General features: G+C 68.8%; 13 protein-coding genes. 1 reads left to right on the forward strand and 12 read right to left on the reverse strand.

Annotated elements, in window-relative coordinates:
• Positions 1 to 4: 4 nt before the first annotated feature.
• The 11 genes from BUE42_RS26145 to BUE42_RS26195 all read right to left on the reverse strand — a co-directional run bounded on the left by BUE42_RS26145 (position 5) and on the right by BUE42_RS26195 (position 12,392).
• On the reverse strand, positions 5 to 793 hold the full coding sequence (locus BUE42_RS26145; RefSeq protein WP_073468223.1) for a YdcF family protein: 789 nt from the start codon (positions 791 to 793) through the stop codon (positions 5 to 7).
• A gap of 164 nt (positions 794 to 957) precedes the next feature.
• On the reverse strand, positions 958 to 1,815 hold the full coding sequence (locus tag BUE42_RS26150; RefSeq protein ID WP_073468224.1) for an XrtA system polysaccharide deacetylase: 858 nt from the start codon (positions 1,813 to 1,815) through the stop codon (positions 958 to 960).
• A 17-nt stretch (positions 1,816 to 1,832) separates the two neighbouring features.
• A complete protein-coding gene (locus tag BUE42_RS26155) occupies positions 1,833 to 3,974 on the reverse strand; it encodes an XrtA/PEP-CTERM system-associated ATPase (protein WP_073468225.1) in 2,142 nt (713 codons plus the stop codon).
• A gap of 7 nt (positions 3,975 to 3,981) precedes the next feature.
• On the reverse strand, positions 3,982 to 5,520 hold the full coding sequence (locus tag BUE42_RS26160) for a TIGR03016 family PEP-CTERM system-associated outer membrane protein (RefSeq protein WP_073468226.1): 1,539 nt from the start codon (positions 5,518 to 5,520) through the stop codon (positions 3,982 to 3,984).
• A 62-nt stretch (positions 5,521 to 5,582) separates the two neighbouring features.
• Positions 5,583 to 6,575, reverse strand: coding sequence for an XrtA-associated tyrosine autokinase (locus BUE42_RS26165; RefSeq protein WP_073468227.1), 993 nt, complete (start codon positions 6,573 to 6,575; stop codon positions 5,583 to 5,585).
• Between the two features lie 19 nt (positions 6,576 to 6,594).
• A complete protein-coding gene (locus BUE42_RS26170; protein ID WP_073468228.1) occupies positions 6,595 to 8,151 on the reverse strand; it encodes an XrtA system polysaccharide chain length determinant in 1,557 nt (518 codons plus the stop codon).
• Between the two features lie 117 nt (positions 8,152 to 8,268).
• Positions 8,269 to 8,886 carry an XrtA/PEP-CTERM system exopolysaccharide export protein gene (locus tag BUE42_RS26175; protein WP_073468229.1) on the reverse strand — a complete coding sequence of 206 codons (618 nt, stop codon included), beginning with the start codon at positions 8,884 to 8,886 and terminating at the stop codon, positions 8,269 to 8,271.
• A 41-nt stretch (positions 8,887 to 8,927) separates the two neighbouring features.
• Complete coding sequence (locus tag BUE42_RS26180; RefSeq protein ID WP_073468274.1) at positions 8,928 to 10,343, reverse strand: TIGR03013 family XrtA/PEP-CTERM system glycosyltransferase; 1,416 nt, start codon at positions 10,341 to 10,343, stop codon at positions 8,928 to 8,930.
• Positions 10,344 to 10,739: 396 nt separating this feature from the next.
• Positions 10,740 to 11,471, reverse strand: a complete 732-nt coding sequence (ubiE, locus tag BUE42_RS26185; protein ID WP_073468230.1) for a bifunctional demethylmenaquinone methyltransferase/2-methoxy-6-polyprenyl-1,4-benzoquinol methylase UbiE — start codon at positions 11,469 to 11,471, stop codon at positions 10,740 to 10,742.
• A gap of 19 nt (positions 11,472 to 11,490) precedes the next feature.
• Complete coding sequence (locus BUE42_RS26190; RefSeq protein WP_073468231.1) at positions 11,491 to 11,907, reverse strand: gamma-butyrobetaine hydroxylase family protein; 417 nt, start codon at positions 11,905 to 11,907, stop codon at positions 11,491 to 11,493.
• Between the two features lie 23 nt (positions 11,908 to 11,930).
• On the reverse strand, positions 11,931 to 12,392 hold the full coding sequence (locus BUE42_RS26195; protein WP_073468232.1) for an HIT family protein: 462 nt from the start codon (positions 12,390 to 12,392) through the stop codon (positions 11,931 to 11,933).
• A gap of 62 nt (positions 12,393 to 12,454) precedes the next feature.
• Between BUE42_RS26195 and BUE42_RS26200 the strand changes: the two genes are divergently transcribed.
• Entirely contained in the window at positions 12,455 to 13,435 is a 981-nt protein-coding gene (locus BUE42_RS26200; protein ID WP_073468233.1) for a Bug family tripartite tricarboxylate transporter substrate binding protein, read from the forward strand.
• 199 nt (positions 13,436 to 13,634) lie between these two features.
• Here BUE42_RS26200 and BUE42_RS26205 read toward each other — a convergent pair whose 3' ends face one another.
• Positions 13,635 to 17,543: a DUF3683 domain-containing protein gene (locus BUE42_RS26205; RefSeq protein ID WP_073468234.1), complete on the reverse strand. Its 3,909-nt coding sequence runs from the start codon at positions 17,541 to 17,543 to the stop codon at positions 13,635 to 13,637.
• Positions 17,544 to 17,555 lie beyond the last annotated feature (12 nt).

Raw genomic sequence — 17,555 nt, forward strand, 5'->3', positions numbered from 1 at the left:
GCGTCTACACCCAGCCGCGAAGCGAATACATCGCCAGACCAAGCCACTCATGCAGCACCTCCTCGAGCGCACCGGGCGCCTCGTTGCTGGGCACAAAATGCTGCCACTTCAGCGCCGTGTCGGCGCGGAAATCGCAGGGATACGGCAGCACGTCCAGCCCGACGCCACGCGCCGCGGCCGCCGAACGCGGCAGGTGGATCGCGCTGGTCAGCAGCAGCACGCGCCCCTGCGCGCGCAAGCCGAACTGGCGCTCGCTGAACAGCAGGTTCTCGTGCGTGTTGATCGAGCGCGTCTCGACACCGATCGCCGACGCCGGCACGCCCAGCCGCTGCGCGGCCGAGGCCATGTGCTGCGCGACCGAATCGGAGCCGTCGGGCAGCGGCGCGCCGGTGAACATCAGCCGCCCGCCGAAGCGCTGCTGCAGCTCGACGGCCTTCTCGGTGCGCTCCCAGCTCGGCGCGCCCATCACGACGGTGTAGCCGGTGTCGGTCTTGCGGAACCAGCCGGCGGTGAGCACGAGCATGCGCGGGCCATCCGGGCCGGGCAGTGCCTTCAGTTGCGCATCGGTCGGCACCGGCCACCAGCCCTCCAGCTGCGCGAGCAGCGTGTTCGCGGTCGCGGGGATCGAGATGATGTAGACCGCCACGCCGAGCAGCGCGAAGCCATGTCGCCAGCGGTGCAGCCGCCCGGCCTTCGCGCGCCACGCGCGCACGCTCAGCCACGCAAGGCCGAGCAGCACGTACAGCGGCATCGCCAGCAGCAGGTGCACCAGATCGGTCAGGACGGAGCGCATGGTGTCAACCTCAAGAAGCGGCACATTCCCGTTCGCCCTGAGCCTGTCGAAGGGTTGTGTCCGACGCGCGCATGGCCTTCGACAAGCTCAGTCCGACCCTTCGACAGGCTCAGGGCGAGCGGGATTCTTTGCGACGGCCGGGTTCCTTCCGGGACCTGTTTCGCTCAGGGCGAACGGGGATTCTCGATGCCGAACACTCGATCCATCCGCCCCCAGCGGAAATCGCCGAGCAGGCGCTCCAGCCGGCTTTCGGTGCGGTGCAGGTTCACGTAATGCCGGAAGCGCGTCTTCAGTCCCGGGCCGGGCACGCGCGGCTGCAAGGGGTCGATCTCCCACGGGTGCATGTAGAAGATCGCCGGCGCCTGCTCGTCGCGGTTGAAGCGATCGATTGCCCAGCGCGACACGCCATACGGCGCAAAGCGAAAGTACCCACCACCACCCGCCGGCAGGTTGCGCCCGAGCGCGCGCACCGTCGTGATCGGCAGCTCGGTCAGCCCGTCGCGCACCTGGTACGGAAAGCGCGGCGCATCCGGCATGCCGTAGTGGTCGTGCTGCACCGGGTAGACGCTGGAGCTGTACACGTAGCCCGCTTCCTTCAGCACGTCGAAGGCCCACAGGTTGTCGGCGCCGATCGAGAAGCTCGGCGCGCGGTAGCCGATCACCGGCACGCCGGCGATGTCTTCGAGGATGCGCTTCGCACGCGTCACGTCGTCGCTGAACGCCGCGCGCGACAGCTCGCTGGCCCGCTGGTGCCCGTAGCCGTGGCTCGCCAGCTCGTGCCCGTCGGCGACGATGCGGCGCACCACCTGCGGGTAGCGCTCGGCGATCCAGCCGAGCGTGAAGAAGGTGGCCTTCGCACCGTTCTCGTCGAAGCGCTTCAGCAGCCTGTCGACGTTCGCCTCGACGCGGCACGGGATCGAATCCCAGCGGTCGCGCGCGATGAACGGCGCCAGCGCCGAGACCTGGAAGTAGTCTTCGACGTCGACCGTCAGCGCGTTGGTGATCGGGTTCTTGGTGCTCATGGGTTCACGGGACAAATTCAGCGAACGGATTCGGCGGCGCGCGCGGTGGAGGAAACGCGCATCGACGCCGGCAGCCAGCTGCGCAGGTGCTTCGCGATGCGGCTGGCGGTGCCGCCATCCCAGTATTCAGGCACGTCGACGCGCGCGGATTCGGTCAGCAGAATCTCGCGCACCGCCTTCAGCGCCTGCTCGACGTTGCGGCCGACGACGATGCTCGACGGATCGGCCACCGGCGTGCCGCTGCGGTCGTTGCCGAGCGTGATGCTGCGCACCCCGAGCGTCACCGCCTCCTCGACCAGCTCGCCTTCGCTGCCGGCGATCAGGCAGCGCGCCTGCTGAAGCAGCCCGATCTCTTCGAGGTAGCCCTGCGCCGGCATCACGATGACGCCGGAATCGGCGAGCCGCGCCTCCTGCCCGGTGGATTTCAGCGCGACCAGCGCCTCCTCGCGCAGCGGCCACACCAGCGGCAGCTCGCGGCCCAGCGTCGCGAGCATCGGCAGCAGCTCGTCCATCGCCTTCGGCTGCAGCGCCAGGCTCACCAGCCCGAAGCCGCGCGGATCATTCAGCACCGCCGGCGAGAGCTTGGCGCGCGCGAACGATTCGAGCGGCGGCACCGCGTGCGGCAGCCCGAAATGCAGCAGGTTGGCCGCCAGGCTGCCGACGCAATGCACCCGGTCCGACGGGATGCCCTCGCGGTACAGCGTGTAGTAGGTCAGCAGCTTGTTCGTGTACAGCGCATCGGCCAGGCGGTCGATCAGCACGCCGTTCATCTCGGCGCTGGCGCTGCCGCCGGTGTTGCGCTGGCCGGCGTCGAGCCGCAGCACCGGTACGCCGCGCTTGTTGGCGAGCAGCGTGCACATCAGCACCGCATCCGATTTGCCGACCGCCAGCACCGCGCTCGGCATGAACTCGGCCAGCACCTCGTCGAAGCGCGTCAGCGCCGCGGCCGAACCATGCGCCACGCCGATCGCGCCGATGCCGAGGTGGATCTCCATCTTCGGCAGCGGCAGCACCGCGGCACCGGCCGCGCCGATCGCCAGGCCCTCTTCGGTGCCCGGCTGCACCGCCATCACCGGCGGCAGGTCGCCATACTCCTCGAGCACCCGCGACAGCGCGCCGACCTTCAGGAAATCGGTGCGGGTGTCGACCACGCACAGCAGCGGGCGCTGCAGCTTGCTGCCGCTGCGCGAGCGCTGCACGACGCCGAGACTGGCGTTCGAGCCGACGCCCGTGCCGATGTCCACCGCCGCATCCAGCACCGGCAGCATCGGGTTCGGCGGGATCGTGACGTCAGGCCGCGCCGCATGACCTGCGTTCGACATCAGCATCGGCACGTCGGCCAGCTCGCCGATCTCGCTGCGCAGCTCGCCGGCGGTCTGGTCGACCGTCTCGGCCGAGATCGCGTCCTTGCCCGACAGGAAGGCCGCGAGGAAGAGCCGGTTGCACAGCCGGTTGATGCGGCGCGGCACGCCGCCGGTCCAGCGGTGGATCGCATCGAACGAGTCGTCGCTGAACGACGGCGAATCCTTCCAGCCGACGCGGTGCAGCCGGTGCTCGATGTAGGCGCGCGTCTCGGTCTGGTCGAGCGGCCCGAGGTGGCACGACGCGATCACGCGCTGGCGCAGCTGCTCCATCGACTTCGATTGCAGCAGCGTGCGCAACTCGGGCTGGCCGATCAGGAAGCTCTGCAGCAGCGCATGGTTGCCGAGCTGGAAGTTCGACAGCATGCGCAGCTCTTCGACCGCCTCGTGCTTCAGGTTCTGCGCCTCGTCGACGATCAGCAGCGCGCGCCGGCCCTTCGCGGCCAGCGCGGTCAGGAAGCCTTCGAGGCTCGCGATCAGGTGCGCCTTCGACGCGCCCGCGGTCGGCACGCCGTAGGCGGTGAGGATCGCGCGCAGCAGGTCGCCCGATTCGAGCTGGGTGCTGACCACCTGCGCGGCCACCACCTTCTCGGCGTCCAGCCCTTCGAGCAGCGTGCGCACCAGCGTGGTCTTGCCGGCACCGATCTCGCCGGTGACGATGATGAAGCCCTCGCCCTGGTGCACGCCGAACTTCAGGTAGGCCAGCGCATTGCTGTGGCCGCGGCTGTCGAAATAGAACGCCGGATCCGGGTTCAGCTGGAAAGGCGGGCCGCTCAGGCCGAAGTGGGACTCGTACATGACGGATTCAGAATTTGTAGCGCAGCCCGGCGTAGAGGGCCTTCTCGCCTTCGAGGTCGACGGAGTTCAACGACGCGCTGTTGGATTTGACGGTGAGGCGGCGCGCGCCGAGGGTGACCGTGGTGTGCGGCGACAGCGTGCGCGAGCCCTCGACGCGCAGCGAATACTGCGTCGTGTAGCGGCCGAGGTTGGTGCCGCCGAGGCCTTCGATGCGCGAGCCGTCGCCGATCACGGTCAGCGTGGTCAGCGGCCCGAGCTTGTAGTCCCAGCCGAGCGAGGCCGATTTCTGCTCGGTGTCGTACGACGGGTCGGGAATGTTGGTCTGGCCCGTCATCTGCAACGCCTGCTGCTTCAGGTAGCCGACCTGCAGGTAGATGCGGTTGCGCCGGCCCTGCAGCGCGGCCTGGAAGCCGACGCTCTCGCGCAGCTGCGCCACCACCGAGTACAGCGCGGCCGGGTTGATGCCGCCGCCCACCGGCACCGGCGACGCGCTGCCGGGCGGCAGCACGCTGTTGTCGGGGATGCCCTGGCTCGACACCGTGCGGCTCGCCTGCAGCCCGATCGTCGTGGTGGCCGAGTTGTGCGCGTAGACCGCGTCCCAGGCGTTGCCGAAGTAGCGGTGCTCGACCGTCACGCGCAGGTTGCTGCGCTCGTCGGGCCGCCAGGTCACGCGCCCGCCGTACAGCGTGTCGGTCGGCGTGTCGGCCAGCAGAGAGGTCTGCTCGCGCCCGCCGACGATGCCCAGCACCAGCTGCGGCTGCGGCTGCCAGTTCAGCCACAGCCGCGCCTCGCGCGTGCTGAGCGTCTGGCCCTGCGTGAAGTCGTCGCTCTCGTCGTGCGCCTTCACCTCGATCTGCAGGCCGAAGCTGCGCGGCGCGCGCTCGTACGAGACGATCTTGTCCAGGGCCTTGGTGGTGCGCGTCTGCTTGGTCAGGAAGTCGGTGATGCGCGCGTGCGAGTAATCGACGCGCGCCAGCATCGAATCGAGCTCGTTGAAGCGGTGCATCAGGTACGGGCTCAGCTGGTAGCGGCGGCGCGGCTCCAGCTTGTACGAGGTGGCGGCCTCGGGGCGCGTCGCATACGGGTCGTCGAAGGTCGGGTCGATCCGGTACCAGGCGTCGAAGTAGGCCCAGTCCTCGACCACCTTCGACGCGAGGTCGATGCGGGCGCGCGGCAGCAGGCGCGCCGGCTGGCTGTCGCTCAGGTAGGTCAGCCCGCTGACGGCCGCATTGCCGCTCAGCGTGATGCGCGGCCCGCGCCGCTCGAACACCACCGACGGCTGCACCTCGAGCACGGTGTCGCTCTGCTTGATGCCGAGGTCGGGCGTCGCGTTGTCGGTGTGGACCAGCCGCGAATCGATGGCGAACACGACGTGGGTGGCCGGCGGCGGGCCGGCCGGGGCAGAAGCAGCCGCCGCGGCCGAGGGGGCGGAAATGCTGCCGAACGCGCCGGTGCCGGTGCCGGGGGCGGCCGGCGTGCCAGGGGTCGCCGCCGGTGCGCCGGAGTACTGGCCCCAGGCGCCGAAGCCGCATCCCAGCAAGGGCACGGCCAGCAGTGCACGGGCCAGGCAGGTGGGGCGAAGGGTCCGTCGGCTTGTGCGCACGTCGTTCAAGTCCGGCGGTATTGCGGGTAGCGTTCGTAGCCGGACGATGCACGCTGGCTGGTGGCCTTGTTCAGCACGCACCACACGGTCTCGCAGGCCTCGATGTCGGCGAACGCGCGCGCGACCGAGCTCTGCGCGGTCTTCTGCGCCTGCACCACCATCAGCACCTGGCCCATGCGGGCGGCCAGCACGCGCGATTCGCTGGTGGCCAGCAGCGGCGGGCCGTCGAAGATCACGATGCGGTCGGCGTAGCGCTCGGCCAGGTCGGCCAGCAGCCGCTCCATCGCGACGCTGGCCAGCAGCTCGGTCGACTGGTCGGTCGGCCGGCCGGCCGGCAGCAGCGACAGCTTCGGGATGTTGGTGCGCATCAGCACCTCGGACAGGTCGAGCGAGGGCTTGGTCAGCACGTCCAGCATGCCGAGCTCGGCCTCGACGCCCAGCCGCGCCATCACCGACGGGCGCACCACGTCGGCATCGACCAGCAGCACCGAATGGTCGACTTCCATCGCGATGCTCATCGCGAGGTTGATCGCGTTGTAGGTCTTGCCCTCGCCCGGCAGCGCGCTGGTCACGAAGATCAGGTTGCCACCGGTCTTGCCGGCCTCGCGTGCCGCCTGTGCGTGCTCGATGATCGGCCGCTTGACGGCGCGCAGCTCCTCGGCGAGGCCCATGCGCGGATCGTCCGGCGTCAGGTAGCCCTCGGCCGCGAGGCGGCGCAGGTCGATCTGCACCTCGCGCGAGCGGGCGTTGGTGGGGGCGCGGTCGGCGCGCGTCGGGCGGGCGATGGTGCGCGGCGCGAGTGCGATGTCGTCGGCGACCGCGGCGCGTGCCATCGGTGTCGCGGGCGCGAGCCCCGCCGGCAGCGTGGCCGCACCGGCGGAACCGCCGGTGACCGGGCCGAAGCCGGGCTCGGTGGCGGTCGGCGCCCAGCTCGGCACGTCGATGCCGGCGCGACGCAGTTCCTCGAGGCGGCGGGTGGCTTGTTCGATGATGCTCATGATCGGGCTGCGGACAGGTTCAGTGGGGCTGGATGCCGTTGGACAAGAGCGCGATCCAGGTCACGTTCAAGGCCATGAACACCACCATCGCGCCGCTCAGGCGGATGAGGTCGAAGCGCTGCGCGCGCTCGGCCGCCATCGAGAGGTGCCGCGACACGGTTCCCAGCACCGGGCGCTTCGCGAAGGCCTGCAAGGCCTCCTGCGTGTCGAAGGTCGGGTAGAGCTTGCCCATGCCGAACGCGGCACCGCCACCGGCCGCCAGCGCGAGGATCATCGCGACCACGGCCAACGCGGTGCGGTCCGGGAACGCGGCCTTGGCCGGCACGCGCGGCGGCTCGACCAGGCGGTACTCGGCCATGCTCTTCGACTGGTCGATCTTCAGGCCGAGCGAGGCCGCCTCGCGGCGCGAGACCAGCATGTCGTACTGCTTGCGCATGATGTCGTAGTCGCGGTTCAGCTGCGCGAGTTCGGCCTCGGCCTGCGGCACGCGGCTGGCGGTGGCCTTGACCTGGTCGAGGCGCTCCTGCTGGCCGCCGAGCTGGCTGCGCAGCGACGCGACATTGGCCTCGGCCTCGGCCAGCGCGATGCGCAGGCGCTGGTACACCGGGTTCGACGACGCGACGCGGCCGCCGCTCTTGGCCGCCGCCTTCGCGCGGTCGGCCTCCTGCTGGCGCTTCTGCGTTTCCAACTGGCCGATCATCCGGCGCGCCGCGATCACGTCGGGGTGCGCGTCGGTGTAGCGGCGCAGCAGGTCGTCCAGCGAGCGGCGCTGCGCATCCAGGCGCGAATCGATCTCGGTCTGCATCGCCATCGGCACCGCCGGTGCCGGGGCGTCGACCGCCACGTTCGGCTCTTCGCTCGACAGCTCGCGCTTCAAGGCATCGCGCGATTGCTCGGCCGCGGCCAGCGTCATGCGCAGCTTGCCGACCTCGTCGGTCAGCACCGACATGCGGGCGAAGTAATCCTGGCCCGACACGCCGGAGACGCCGAAGTTGCGCAGCTTGAATTCCTTCACGCGGTTCTCGGCCTCGACCAGCTTGACCTCGTAGGCCTTGATCTGCTCGTCGATGAAGCGGCTCGCGTCCTGCGAGTCGCGCTGCTTGCTGTCGTTGCCGGAATCGATGAACAGGTTCACCAGCCCGTCGACGACCGCCTTCGCGCGGTTCGGGTCGCCGTCGCGGTAGCTGATCAGGTAGAGGTTGCCGCCGCTGTGCTCGACCTTGATGCGGGCGGTCAGGCGGTCGATCGCCTGTTCGCGCTTCAGGTCGGTCAGCGTGCCCAGGCCGACGCCCGGGTCGCCCATCAGGCGCTCGATGTTCGGGCGCGACAGCAGCGTCTTCGCAAGCATGCGCACCTGCTGGTCGAGGTCGGGCTGGAACGCGAGGCCGGCCATCAGCGGCTTCAGCACCGACTGGGTGTCGACGAACAGCTTGGCGGTGGCTTCGTAGCGGTTGGGGATCACCCACACCATCAAGGCCAGCACGACGGCGGTGGCCCAGGCCACGGCCATCGCCAGCCAGCGGCGCTGCCAGATCGTGCGCAGCACGATCGAGATCTGACGGGTCAACTCATTCATCTTGAGGCTTCTGGATGGGTCGACGACACGCGGATGCCGACCGTCTCAACAGGGGGTGGTGGGGCCGGGCCCGTGCGATGCGCGGTGGGCGATCGGCATCGGGCGTGGCCGCCTGGTTCAGAACCAGCTTTGCGGGACGATGATCACGTCGCCCGGTTTCACGTCGACGTTGGCCGAGATGTCGCCGCGCTTGATCAGGTCCTTGAGCCGCACGCTGTACTGCTTGCCCTGCTCGGTGCCGCGCACCAGCACGGCGGCATTGCCGTCGGCGAACTCGGTCAGGCCGCCGGCCTGGATCATCACGTCGAGCAGCGTCATGTTCTGGCGGTACGGCACCGACTGCGGGCGGGTGGCCTCGCCGATGATGCGGATCTGTTCCGAGAACGAGCCCTGGAAGTTGTTGACGACGACGGTGACGACCGGGTCGCGGATGTACTTGCCGAGCTTGGCCTCGATGTCGCGCGCCAGGTCGGCCGGGCTGCGGCCGGCGGCAAGCACGTCCTCGACCAGCGGCGTCGAGATGCGGCCGTCCGGGCGCACGGTGACGGTGGACGACAGGTCGGCATTGCGCCACACGACGATGTTGATGCTGTCGAGCGCACCGATCAGGTAGCGGTGGTCCGGCGTCTCGGCCACCTTCGGCGCCGGCGGCAGGCCGCTGAAGCTGCCGCAGGCCGACAGCACCACGGCCGTTGCGACTGCACCGACCCATCCCAACAGTTTCTTGACGTTCATTCTGGAGTTCCCTTTTGTCTCTGCGGTGGTGCGGCGCGAATTCAGTGCGCGCCTTCGCGGAACAGCACGACGCTGACGGTCTCGATCAGGACCAGCAGGTCCAGCATCAGCGAGTTGTTCTTCACGTAGTACAGGTCGAACTGGTGCTTGCGGCGTGCATCGTCGACCGACGCGCCGTAGCTGTAGCGCACCTGGGCCCAGCCGGTCACGCCCGGCTTGATGCTGTGGCGCACGTCGTAGAACGGGATCTGTTCCTTCAGCTGCTTGACGAAGCTCGGGCGCTCCGGGCGCGGGCCGACCATGCTCATCTCGCCGCGCAGCACCGACAGCAGCTGCGGCAGTTCGTCGATGCGGGTCTTGCGCATGAAGGCGCCGACGCGGGTCACGCGCGAATCATTCTTGGTGGCCCAGACCGCGACGCCGTCTTTCTCGGCATCGGTGCGCATGCTGCGGAACTTCATGCACATGAAGATCTTGCCGCCGAGGCCGACGCGTTCCTGCTTGTAGATGATGGGGCCGCGGCCCTCGAGGCGGATCGCCAGCACCGCCAGCAGCATCACCGGCGAGGCGAGCAGCAGCAGGAACGACGAGCTCGCGATGTCGAACGTGCGCTTCAGGATCATGCGCAGGCGGCCCTGCACGAAGCCCTGGCCGTAGACCAGCCAGCTGGCCTTCAGGCTGTCGATCGGCACCTCGGACTTGGCGCGCTCGTAGAAGCCGGCCAGGTCGACGATCGGCACGCCGCGGATGCGGCAGGCGAGCAGCTGGTCCATCGGGACGCCGCCGCCGCGCTGCTCGCGCACCGCGACGATCACTTCATCGATGTGGTGGTCGCGCACGATGTCCTCGATCGACAGCTCGCGCGAGAACACGCGGTGGCCGCGCAGGCTCGCGACCTGCAGGCCCGGCGCCGCGTCAGCTTCGGTCGGGAAGAAGCCGGCGACGTTGCGGCGCAGGCGCTTCATCGTCATCAGGTCGCTGGCGACGCTTTGCGCTTCGGCGCCGTTGCCGACGATCAGCACCTTCGGGATGGTGGCCAGGCGGCTCATCAGGAACATCGCACCACGCACCAGCACCAGGCCGACCAGCAGGTACAGCACGGCCTTGGTCATGATCTGCACCGCATAGCCGCCGTTGGCCATGCTGTCGAGCACCAGGTAGGTCACGTAGGCACCGACGACCAGCGCGGCCAGCGTGCGGCGCAGCATCGCGGCGAAGCCGATCGGGGTCGGGCGGTACAGGCCGGCGAAGGCGTACAGCAGCGACATCACCATCGCGAAGCCGCTGGCGAACAGGAACAGGTGGGGAACCGTCAGGCCGGCCGGCGCGTCCTGCGCGCCGGGCAGGATGTGGACCGACGAGGCGGCCAGCACGATGGCGAAGAAGCACAGCAAACCGTCAGCGATCATCCCGAACAGGGTGGCCACCGAGACATGCAACTGAAACACCTTCAACATGACGCTCATCCTTCAGAACTGCCTCCCGGGGGTGCCGCCGATCACTTCGGCGTGCTGCACGGGATGCAAGCAGATGGCGCGGATTGTCAGTACAGGTGGACCAGGGCCCAATCCTCTAAACGAGGGCCTACCCCCGTGAATAAGGGGCCCACCCCCGAGGCGCTGCGCGCCTCCCCCTCAAGGGGGCGCCGCCAGCGGCCCGGCAAAGCCGGTTCCGCGGCGTCCGCTGGGTCTTGGGCTCGTTTTGTTCAACGACTGTGTCGCGGGAAACCGACAGGGAATGCGCGCTTGACGACAGCGCGAAGCGCCTGTCAATCCAAGCGGACGCCGCGGAACCGGCTTTGCCGGGCCGCTGGCGGCGCCCCCCGGGGGGAGGCGCGTCAGCGCTTCGGGGGGTCAACACTTGATCCCGACGTGCAACGCCACGATGCCGGCGCTCAAGTTATGAACGTCGACGTGGCCGAACCCGGCGGTCTTCATCATCGCCTTCAGCGTCTGCTGGTCGGGGTGCATGCGGATCGATTCGGCCAGGTAGCGGTAACTGCCTGCGTCGCCGGCCACCAGCTTGCCGATGCGCGGCAGCGCCTTGAACGAATACCAGTCGTAGAACTTCTCCAGCGGCTTGGCCACCTTCGAGAACTCCAGCACCAGCAGCCGGCCGCCCGGGCGCAGCACGCGGCACATCTCGGCCAGCGCGCGGTCCTTGTGGGTCATGTTGCGCAGGCCGAAGGCGACGCTGACCAGATCGAAGCGATCGCTCGCAAACGGCAGCACCTCGGCATCGCAGATCGCCGTCGGCAGCACCAGGCCCTGGTCGAGCATGCGGTCGCGGCCCTGGCGCAGCATCGCCTCGTTGATGTCGGTGTGCACGACCGTGCCGCGCTCGCCGACCTTCTTCGCGAACGCGCCGGCCAGGTCGCCGGTGCCGCCGGCGATGTCGAGCACCGAATCGCCCTCGCGCAGGTTGGCGACGGCCACCGTGTAGGCCTTCCAGGCCCGGTGCATGCCCATCGACATCACGTCGTTCATCAGGTCGTACTTCGACGCGACCGAATCGAACACGCCGCGCACGCGCTCGGCCTTGCGGGTCTCGTCGACGGTCTCGTAGCCGAAATGGGTATTGCTCATGGGGTCCGTCCCGTCGTCGTCAATGGTGGTGCCCGCAGGCCGATGCGGCCTTGTCGGGCATCGGCGTGTCGCGCGTGGCGCCCACCGCCTGCAGCCGCGCCTCGTACTGCTGCCACAGGTCGGCCTCTTGCGAGCCGAGGAAGTAGAGGTAGTCCCACGAGAAGATGCCGGTCTGGTGGCCGTCGGAGAAGGTCGGCTGCACCGCGTAGTTGCCGACCGGCTCGAGCGCCGTCAGCGTGACCTCGCGCTTGCCGGTCTGCAGCGTCTCCTGGCCCGGGCCGTGGCCCTTGACCTCGGCCGATGGCGAGTAGACCCGCATCAGCTCGAACGGGATGCGGAAGCTGCGTCCGTCGGCGAAGGCCACCTCGAGCACGCGCGATTGCTCGTGCACCGTGATCGCGGTGGGTTGCGGGGTCTGGGCAGTGAGGCCGGCCATGGGGATTCCGAGTGTAGGAGGGTTCAGGCCGCGTGCGACAGCGCGGCGGCGACGCGTTCGTCGAGGCCTGTCAGATGCTGCGCCAGGCGTTCGGCCGCGGGGGGCTGCACGTCGCGCTGGCGCGTGCCCCAGATGGGCTGCGGGAAGTGGCTGTCCCAGTCGAAGCGCGCGATGACGTGCCAGTGCAGGTGCGGCACCATGTTGCCCAGCGCCGCGAGGTTGATCTTGGTCGGCGAGAGGGCCTCGCGCAGCACGCGCTCGACGCTGGCCACCAGCGTCATCGCGTGAGCGCGGGCGGTGGCATCGAGGTCGGAGAACTCGGCCAGGTGCTGGCGCGAGACGACGCGGTAGAAGCCGGGGAAGTTCGCATCGGCGATGCGGATCACGCGCCAGGCGTCGTCCTGCCACACCAGCGCGCCGCCGCTCTCGCGGCACAGCTCGCAGCCGGGGGCGGGGTGGTCGGGGCGGAGGAAGTCTGCAGGCATCCGCGCATTATCGGCGGCGCCGATAACATCGGCGCTTCCTTCCAAGAACGGGACACGCCGTCATGACCTCTGCGCTCACACGCCGCCACTTCAACATCGCCCTCGCTGGTGCGCTCGCGTCCGCAGGCACGGCCTACGGTGCCGACGCCTGGCCGTCGAAGCCGATCCGCTGGGTGGTGGCCTACCCGGCCGGCGGCGGCTCGGACTTCCTCGCGCGGCAGCTCGCGCCGCAGCTGGGCAAGCAGCTCGGCCAGACGATCATCATCGACAACCGCCCGGGCGCGGCCGGCATGATCGGCACCGACAACGCGGCCAAGTCGCCGCCGGACGGCTACACGATCGTGACCGGCGACAACGGCGCGATGGTCTTCAACTCGGCGATGTACAAGAAGGTGCCGTACGACCCGAAGGACCTGGCGCCGGTCGGCTTCATGGCGCGCTTCCCGCTGATCCTCGCGGTGAACCCGAATGCCGGCTTCACGAGCGCGCAGCAGCTGCTGGACGCGATCAAGAAGAACCCGGGCAAGTACAGCTACGCATCGCCCGGCATCGGCAGCCCGCACCATTTGGCGATGGAGCTGCTGAAGGACCGCACCGGCAGCTTCGTCGTGCACGTGCCGTACCGCGGCACGGCGCTCGCGGTGCAGGATGTCATCTCGGGCCAGGTGCCGATGATGGTGCTGGACACCGCGGCCGGGCTGCCGCAGATCAAGGGCGGCAAGGTGCGCGCACTCGCGGTGATGTCGAAGAAGCGCATCGCGTCATTGCCGGATGTGCCGACGCTCGACGAGCTGGGCATCAAGGGCTTCGAGGTGACGGCGTGGCAAGGGCTGTTCGTGCCGCACGGCACGCCGGCCGAGATCGTCGCGCGACTGACGCAGGAGATGCACAAGGCGATCACGACGCCGGAGGTGAAGGCGCGGCTGGAGGAGTTCGGGCTGGATGTCGCACCGACCGACGGGCCGGCGCTGGCCGCCTTCGTTCAACAGGAGACGAGGTTCTGGCATGCGCTGATCAAGGAGCGCAAGCTGAGCGCCGATTGAGGCGCCTGAACCGTTCGGGCTGAGCCTGTCGAAGCCTGAACTCCGTTCGCCCTGAGCCTGTCGAAGGGTCGGGCTGAGCCTGTCGAAGCCGGCGAGTGGCACGGGCGTTTCGACAAGCTCAACGCGAACGGAGCAGCGGGGTCTCACATCGCCGGCTTCGACGGGCTCAGCCCGAACGGAGCGGGACGGGCATCAGACGTCACACCAACACGCGCTCGATCCCGCCGTCATTCGCCATCTCCACATACTCCGGCATCCAGTCCGCCCCGAGGATCTTGTTGGCCATCTCGACGACGATGTAGTCGGCCTCCAGCAGCCCGTTCTGCAGGTCATTGCCGTAGCGCGACAACCCCTGCAAACAGCTCGGGCAAGACGTCAGGATCTTCACCGGGCCCTCGGCGGCCACCGCGCCGGTCGCGCGCAGCGTCGCCTCGTCGCGGCGCAGTTCTTCTTCCTTGCGGAAGCGCACCTGCGTCGAGATGTCGGGCCGCGTGACGCCCAGCGTGCCGCTCTCGCCGCAGCAGCGCTCGCTCTTCAACACGTTGTCGCCCATCAGCGCCTTCACCGTCTTCATCGGCTCCTGCAGCTTCATCGGCGTATGGCACGGGTCGTGGTACAGGTACCCGGCCCCCTGCGTCGTGTCGAGCGTGATGCCCTTCTCCAGCAGGTACTCGTGGATGTCGATGATCCGGCAGCCCGGGAAGATCTTGTCGAACTGGTAGCCCTGCAGCTGGTCGTAGCAGGTGCCGCAGCTCACCACCACCGTCTTGATGTCGAGGTAGTTCAGCGTGTTCGCCACGCGGTGGAACAGCACCCGGTTGTCGGTGATGATCTTGTCGGCCTTGTCGAACTGTCCCGAGCCGCGCTGCGGATACCCGCAGCACAGGTAGCCCGGCGGCAGCACCGTCTGCACGCCGGCATGCCACAGCATCGCCTGCGTGGCCAGACCCACCTGCGAGAACAGCCGCTCCGAGCCGCAGCCGGGGAAATAGAACACCGCCTCGGTCTCGGCCGTCGTCGCCTTCGGGTTGCGGATGATCGGGACGTAGTTCTTGTCCTCGATGTCGAGCAGCGCCCGCGCCGTCTTCTTCGGCAGCCCGCCCGGCAGCTTCTTGTTGATGAAGTGGATCACCTGCTCCTTGATCGGCGCGGTGCCCACCGTCGAACGCGGCGCGGCCGTCTGCTTCTTCGCGAGGCCGCGCAGCAGGTTGTTGGCCATGCGCTGCGCCTTGAAGCCCACGTCGACCATCGCGCTGCGCAGCAGCTTGATCGTCTCCGGGTTGGTGGCATTGAGCATCATCATCGCCATCTTGTTGCCGGGGCGGAAGCTCTTCTTGCCCATCTTGCGCAGCAGGTTGCGCATGTTCATCGACACGTCGCCGAAGTCGATCTTCACCGGGCACGGGCTCAGGCACTTGTGGCACACCGTGCAGTGGTCGGCCACGTCCTCGAACTCCTCCCAGTGCTTGATGCTGACGCCGCGGCGCGTCTGCTCCTCGTACAGGAAGGCCTCGACCAGCAGCGAGGTCGCGAGGATCTTGTTGCGCGGGCTGTACAGCAGGTTGGCGCGCGGCACGTGCGTCGCGCACACCGGCTTGCACTTGCCGCAGCGCAGGCAATCCTTCACCGACGCGGCGATCTCGCCGATGTCGCTCTGCTGCATGATCAGCGACTCGTGCCCCATCAGCCCGAAGCTCGGCGTGTAGGCGTTGGTCAGGTCGGCCTTCAGGCGCACGCCATCGAAGCTCGCATCGCGCAGCAGCTTGCCCTTGTTGAAGCGGCCCTCGGGGTCGACGCGCTGCTTGTACGCGGTGAAGCCGGCCAGCTCCTCGTCGGTGAGGAACTCGAGCTTGGTGATGCCGATGCCGTGCTCGCCGGAGATCACGCCGTCGAGCGAGCGCGCCAGCTTCATGATGCGCGCCACCGCCTCGTGCGCCGTCTGCAGCATCTCGTAGTTGTCGCTGTTGACGGGGATGTTGGTGTGCACATTGCCGTCGCCGGCATGCATGTGCAGCGCCACCCACACGCGGCCGCGCAGCACGTCGGCGTGGATCTTCTGGCAGGCGTCGACGATCGGCGACAGCGTGGCCCCGGCGAAGATGCCCTGCAGCGGCGCGCGGATCTGCGCCTTCCACGACGCGCGCAGCGTGTGGTCCTGCAGGTCGTCGAAGAAGCTGACACCGCGATCCGCCTGCACCTGGTCGAGGTTCGACAGCCAGTGCGACCACAGCCCGCGCACGTCGCGCAGCAGCGCCAGCGCCTGCTGCACACGGTCTTCGAGCAGCTCGGCCGATGCGATCTGGTTCGCGTCGTCGCTCTTGCCGAGCGGCAGTTGGCCGGCGACGAAGAAATCTTCCAGCGCGTCGACCAGCGCCAGCTTGTTGCGCAGGCTCAGCTCGATGTTGATGCGCTCGATGCCGTTGGTGTACTCGCCCATGCGCGGCAGCGGGATCACCACGTCTTCATTCACCTTGAACGCGTTGGTGTGCCGGCTGATCGCCGCAGTGCGCTTGCGGTCGAGCCAGAACTTCTTGCGCGCCTCGGCGCTGACCGCGACGAAGCCCTCGCCGGCGCGGCCGTTGGCCAGCCGCACCACCTCGCTGGTGGCCCGCGCCACGGCATCCGGGTCCTCGCCGGCGATGTCGCCGACCAGCACCATCTTCGGCAAGCCGCCGCGCTTGCTCTTGGTCGCGTAGCCCACCGCCTTGAGATACCGGTCGTCCAGGTGCTCCAGCCCCGCCAGGATCGCGCCGCCGGGCTTCTTCTGCTCGGCGAACATGAAATCCTTGATCTCGACGATCGACGGCACCGCGTCCTTCGCGTTGCCGAAGAATTCGAGGCACACCGTGCGGGTGTGCGCCGGCATCTTGTGCACCACCCAGCGCGCGCTGGTGATCAGGCCGTCGCAGCCTTCCTTCTGGATGCCGGGCAGCCCGGCGAGGAACTTGTCGGTGACATCCTTGCCCAGGCCTTCCTTGCGGAAGGTGCGGCCCGGCACGTCGAGCTGCTCGGTGCGTTCGAGCACCTTGCCGGTCGCGTCGAAGTACTTCAGCTCGAAGCGGGCCACGTCGACGTCATGGATCTTGCCCATGTTGTGGTCGAGCCGCACCACCTCCAGCCACTTGGCGTCGGGCGTGACCATGCGCCACGAGGCCAGGTTGTCGAGCGCGGTGCCCCACAGCACGGCCTTCTTGCCGCCGGCGTTCATCGCGATGTTGCCGCCGATGCACGAGGCCTCGGCCGAGGTCGGGTCGACCGCGAACACGAAGCCGGCGCGCTCGGCCGCATCGGCCACGCGCTGCGTGACGACGCCGGCCTCGGTCCAGATGGTGGCCACGTCGCGGTCCATGCCGGGCAGGCGCATCACCTCGACCTCGGTCATCGCCTCGAGCTTCTCGGTGTTGATGACCGCGCTGTTCCAGGTCAGCGGCACGGCGCCGCCGGTGTAGCCGGTGCCGCCCCCGCGCGGGATGATCGTCAGGCCCAGCTCGATGCACGCCTTCACCAGCGCGGCCATCTCGGCCTCGGTGTCGGGGGTCAGCACGACGAACGGGTATTCGACGCGCCAGTCGGTCGCGTCGGTCACGTGCGACACGCGGGACAGACCGTCGTACTTGATGTTGTCCTTCGCGGTGTGGCGGCCGAGCGCGCGGGTGGCCTTGCGGCGCAGCGCGTCCATCGCGTCGAACTGGTCGGCGAAGGCCTGCACGGCTTGGTGGGCAGCGTCCAGCAGCTCGCCGACCGAGGCGTCGCGCTGGGCGTCGCCGTCAGGGGTCCGCCGCGCCTGCACCTCGCGCAGCCGGTGGTTCAGCGCCTCGATCAGCAGGCGGCGGCGGCGCGGGTTGTCGAGCAGGTCGTCCTGCAGGTAGGGGTTGCGCTGCACCACCCAGATGTCGCCCAGCACCTCGTAGAGCATGCGGGCCGAGCGGCCGGTCTGGCGTTCGTCGCGCAGGCGGTCCAGCAGTTCCCAGGCCCGCGACCCCAGGATCCGGATCACGATCTCGCGGTCGGAGAACGAGGTGTAGTTGTACGGAATCTCGCGCAGGCGGGGTGCCTTGTGCGCGGCAGTCGCCGCGGCGATCTGGTTCAGCGGGATGGGTGCGTTCATGGGGGCCAGGCA

Source organism: Rhizobacter sp. OV335, from assembly GCF_900142965.1.
In the GTDB taxonomy this organism is placed as follows: Bacteria; Pseudomonadota; Gammaproteobacteria; order Burkholderiales; family Burkholderiaceae_C; genus Rhizobacter.

What these genes read in the sequence shown, in the direction of transcription:
- BUE42_RS26145 (WP_073468223.1), bottom strand. Translation starts at nt 793, where the DNA reads ATGCGCTCCGTCCTGACCGATCTGGTGCACCTGCTGCTGGCGATGCCG.
- BUE42_RS26150 (WP_073468224.1), bottom strand. Translation starts at nt 1,815, where the DNA reads ATGAGCACCAAGAACCCGATCACCAACGCGCTGACGGTCGACGTCGAA.
- BUE42_RS26155 (WP_073468225.1), bottom strand. Translation starts at nt 3,974, where the DNA reads ATGTACGAGTCCCACTTCGGCCTGAGCGGCCCGCCTTTCCAGCTGAAC.
- BUE42_RS26165 (WP_073468227.1), bottom strand. Translation starts at nt 6,575, where the DNA reads ATGAGCATCATCGAACAAGCCACCCGCCGCCTCGAGGAACTGCGTCGC.
- BUE42_RS26170 (WP_073468228.1), bottom strand. Translation starts at nt 8,151, where the DNA reads ATGAATGAGTTGACCCGTCAGATCTCGATCGTGCTGCGCACGATCTGG.
- BUE42_RS26175 (WP_073468229.1), bottom strand. Translation starts at nt 8,886, where the DNA reads ATGAACGTCAAGAAACTGTTGGGATGGGTCGGTGCAGTCGCAACGGCC.
- BUE42_RS26180 (WP_073468274.1), bottom strand. Translation starts at nt 10,343, where the DNA reads ATGTTGAAGGTGTTTCAGTTGCATGTCTCGGTGGCCACCCTGTTCGGG.
- ubiE (WP_073468230.1), bottom strand. Translation starts at nt 11,471, where the DNA reads ATGAGCAATACCCATTTCGGCTACGAGACCGTCGACGAGACCCGCAAG.
- BUE42_RS26190 (WP_073468231.1), bottom strand. Translation starts at nt 11,907, where the DNA reads ATGGCCGGCCTCACTGCCCAGACCCCGCAACCCACCGCGATCACGGTG.
- BUE42_RS26195 (WP_073468232.1), bottom strand. Translation starts at nt 12,392, where the DNA reads ATGCCTGCAGACTTCCTCCGCCCCGACCACCCCGCCCCCGGCTGCGAG.
- BUE42_RS26200 (WP_073468233.1), top strand. Translation starts at nt 12,455, where the DNA reads ATGACCTCTGCGCTCACACGCCGCCACTTCAACATCGCCCTCGCTGGT.
- BUE42_RS26205 (WP_073468234.1), bottom strand. Translation starts at nt 17,543, where the DNA reads ATGAACGCACCCATCCCGCTGAACCAGATCGCCGCGGCGACTGCCGCG.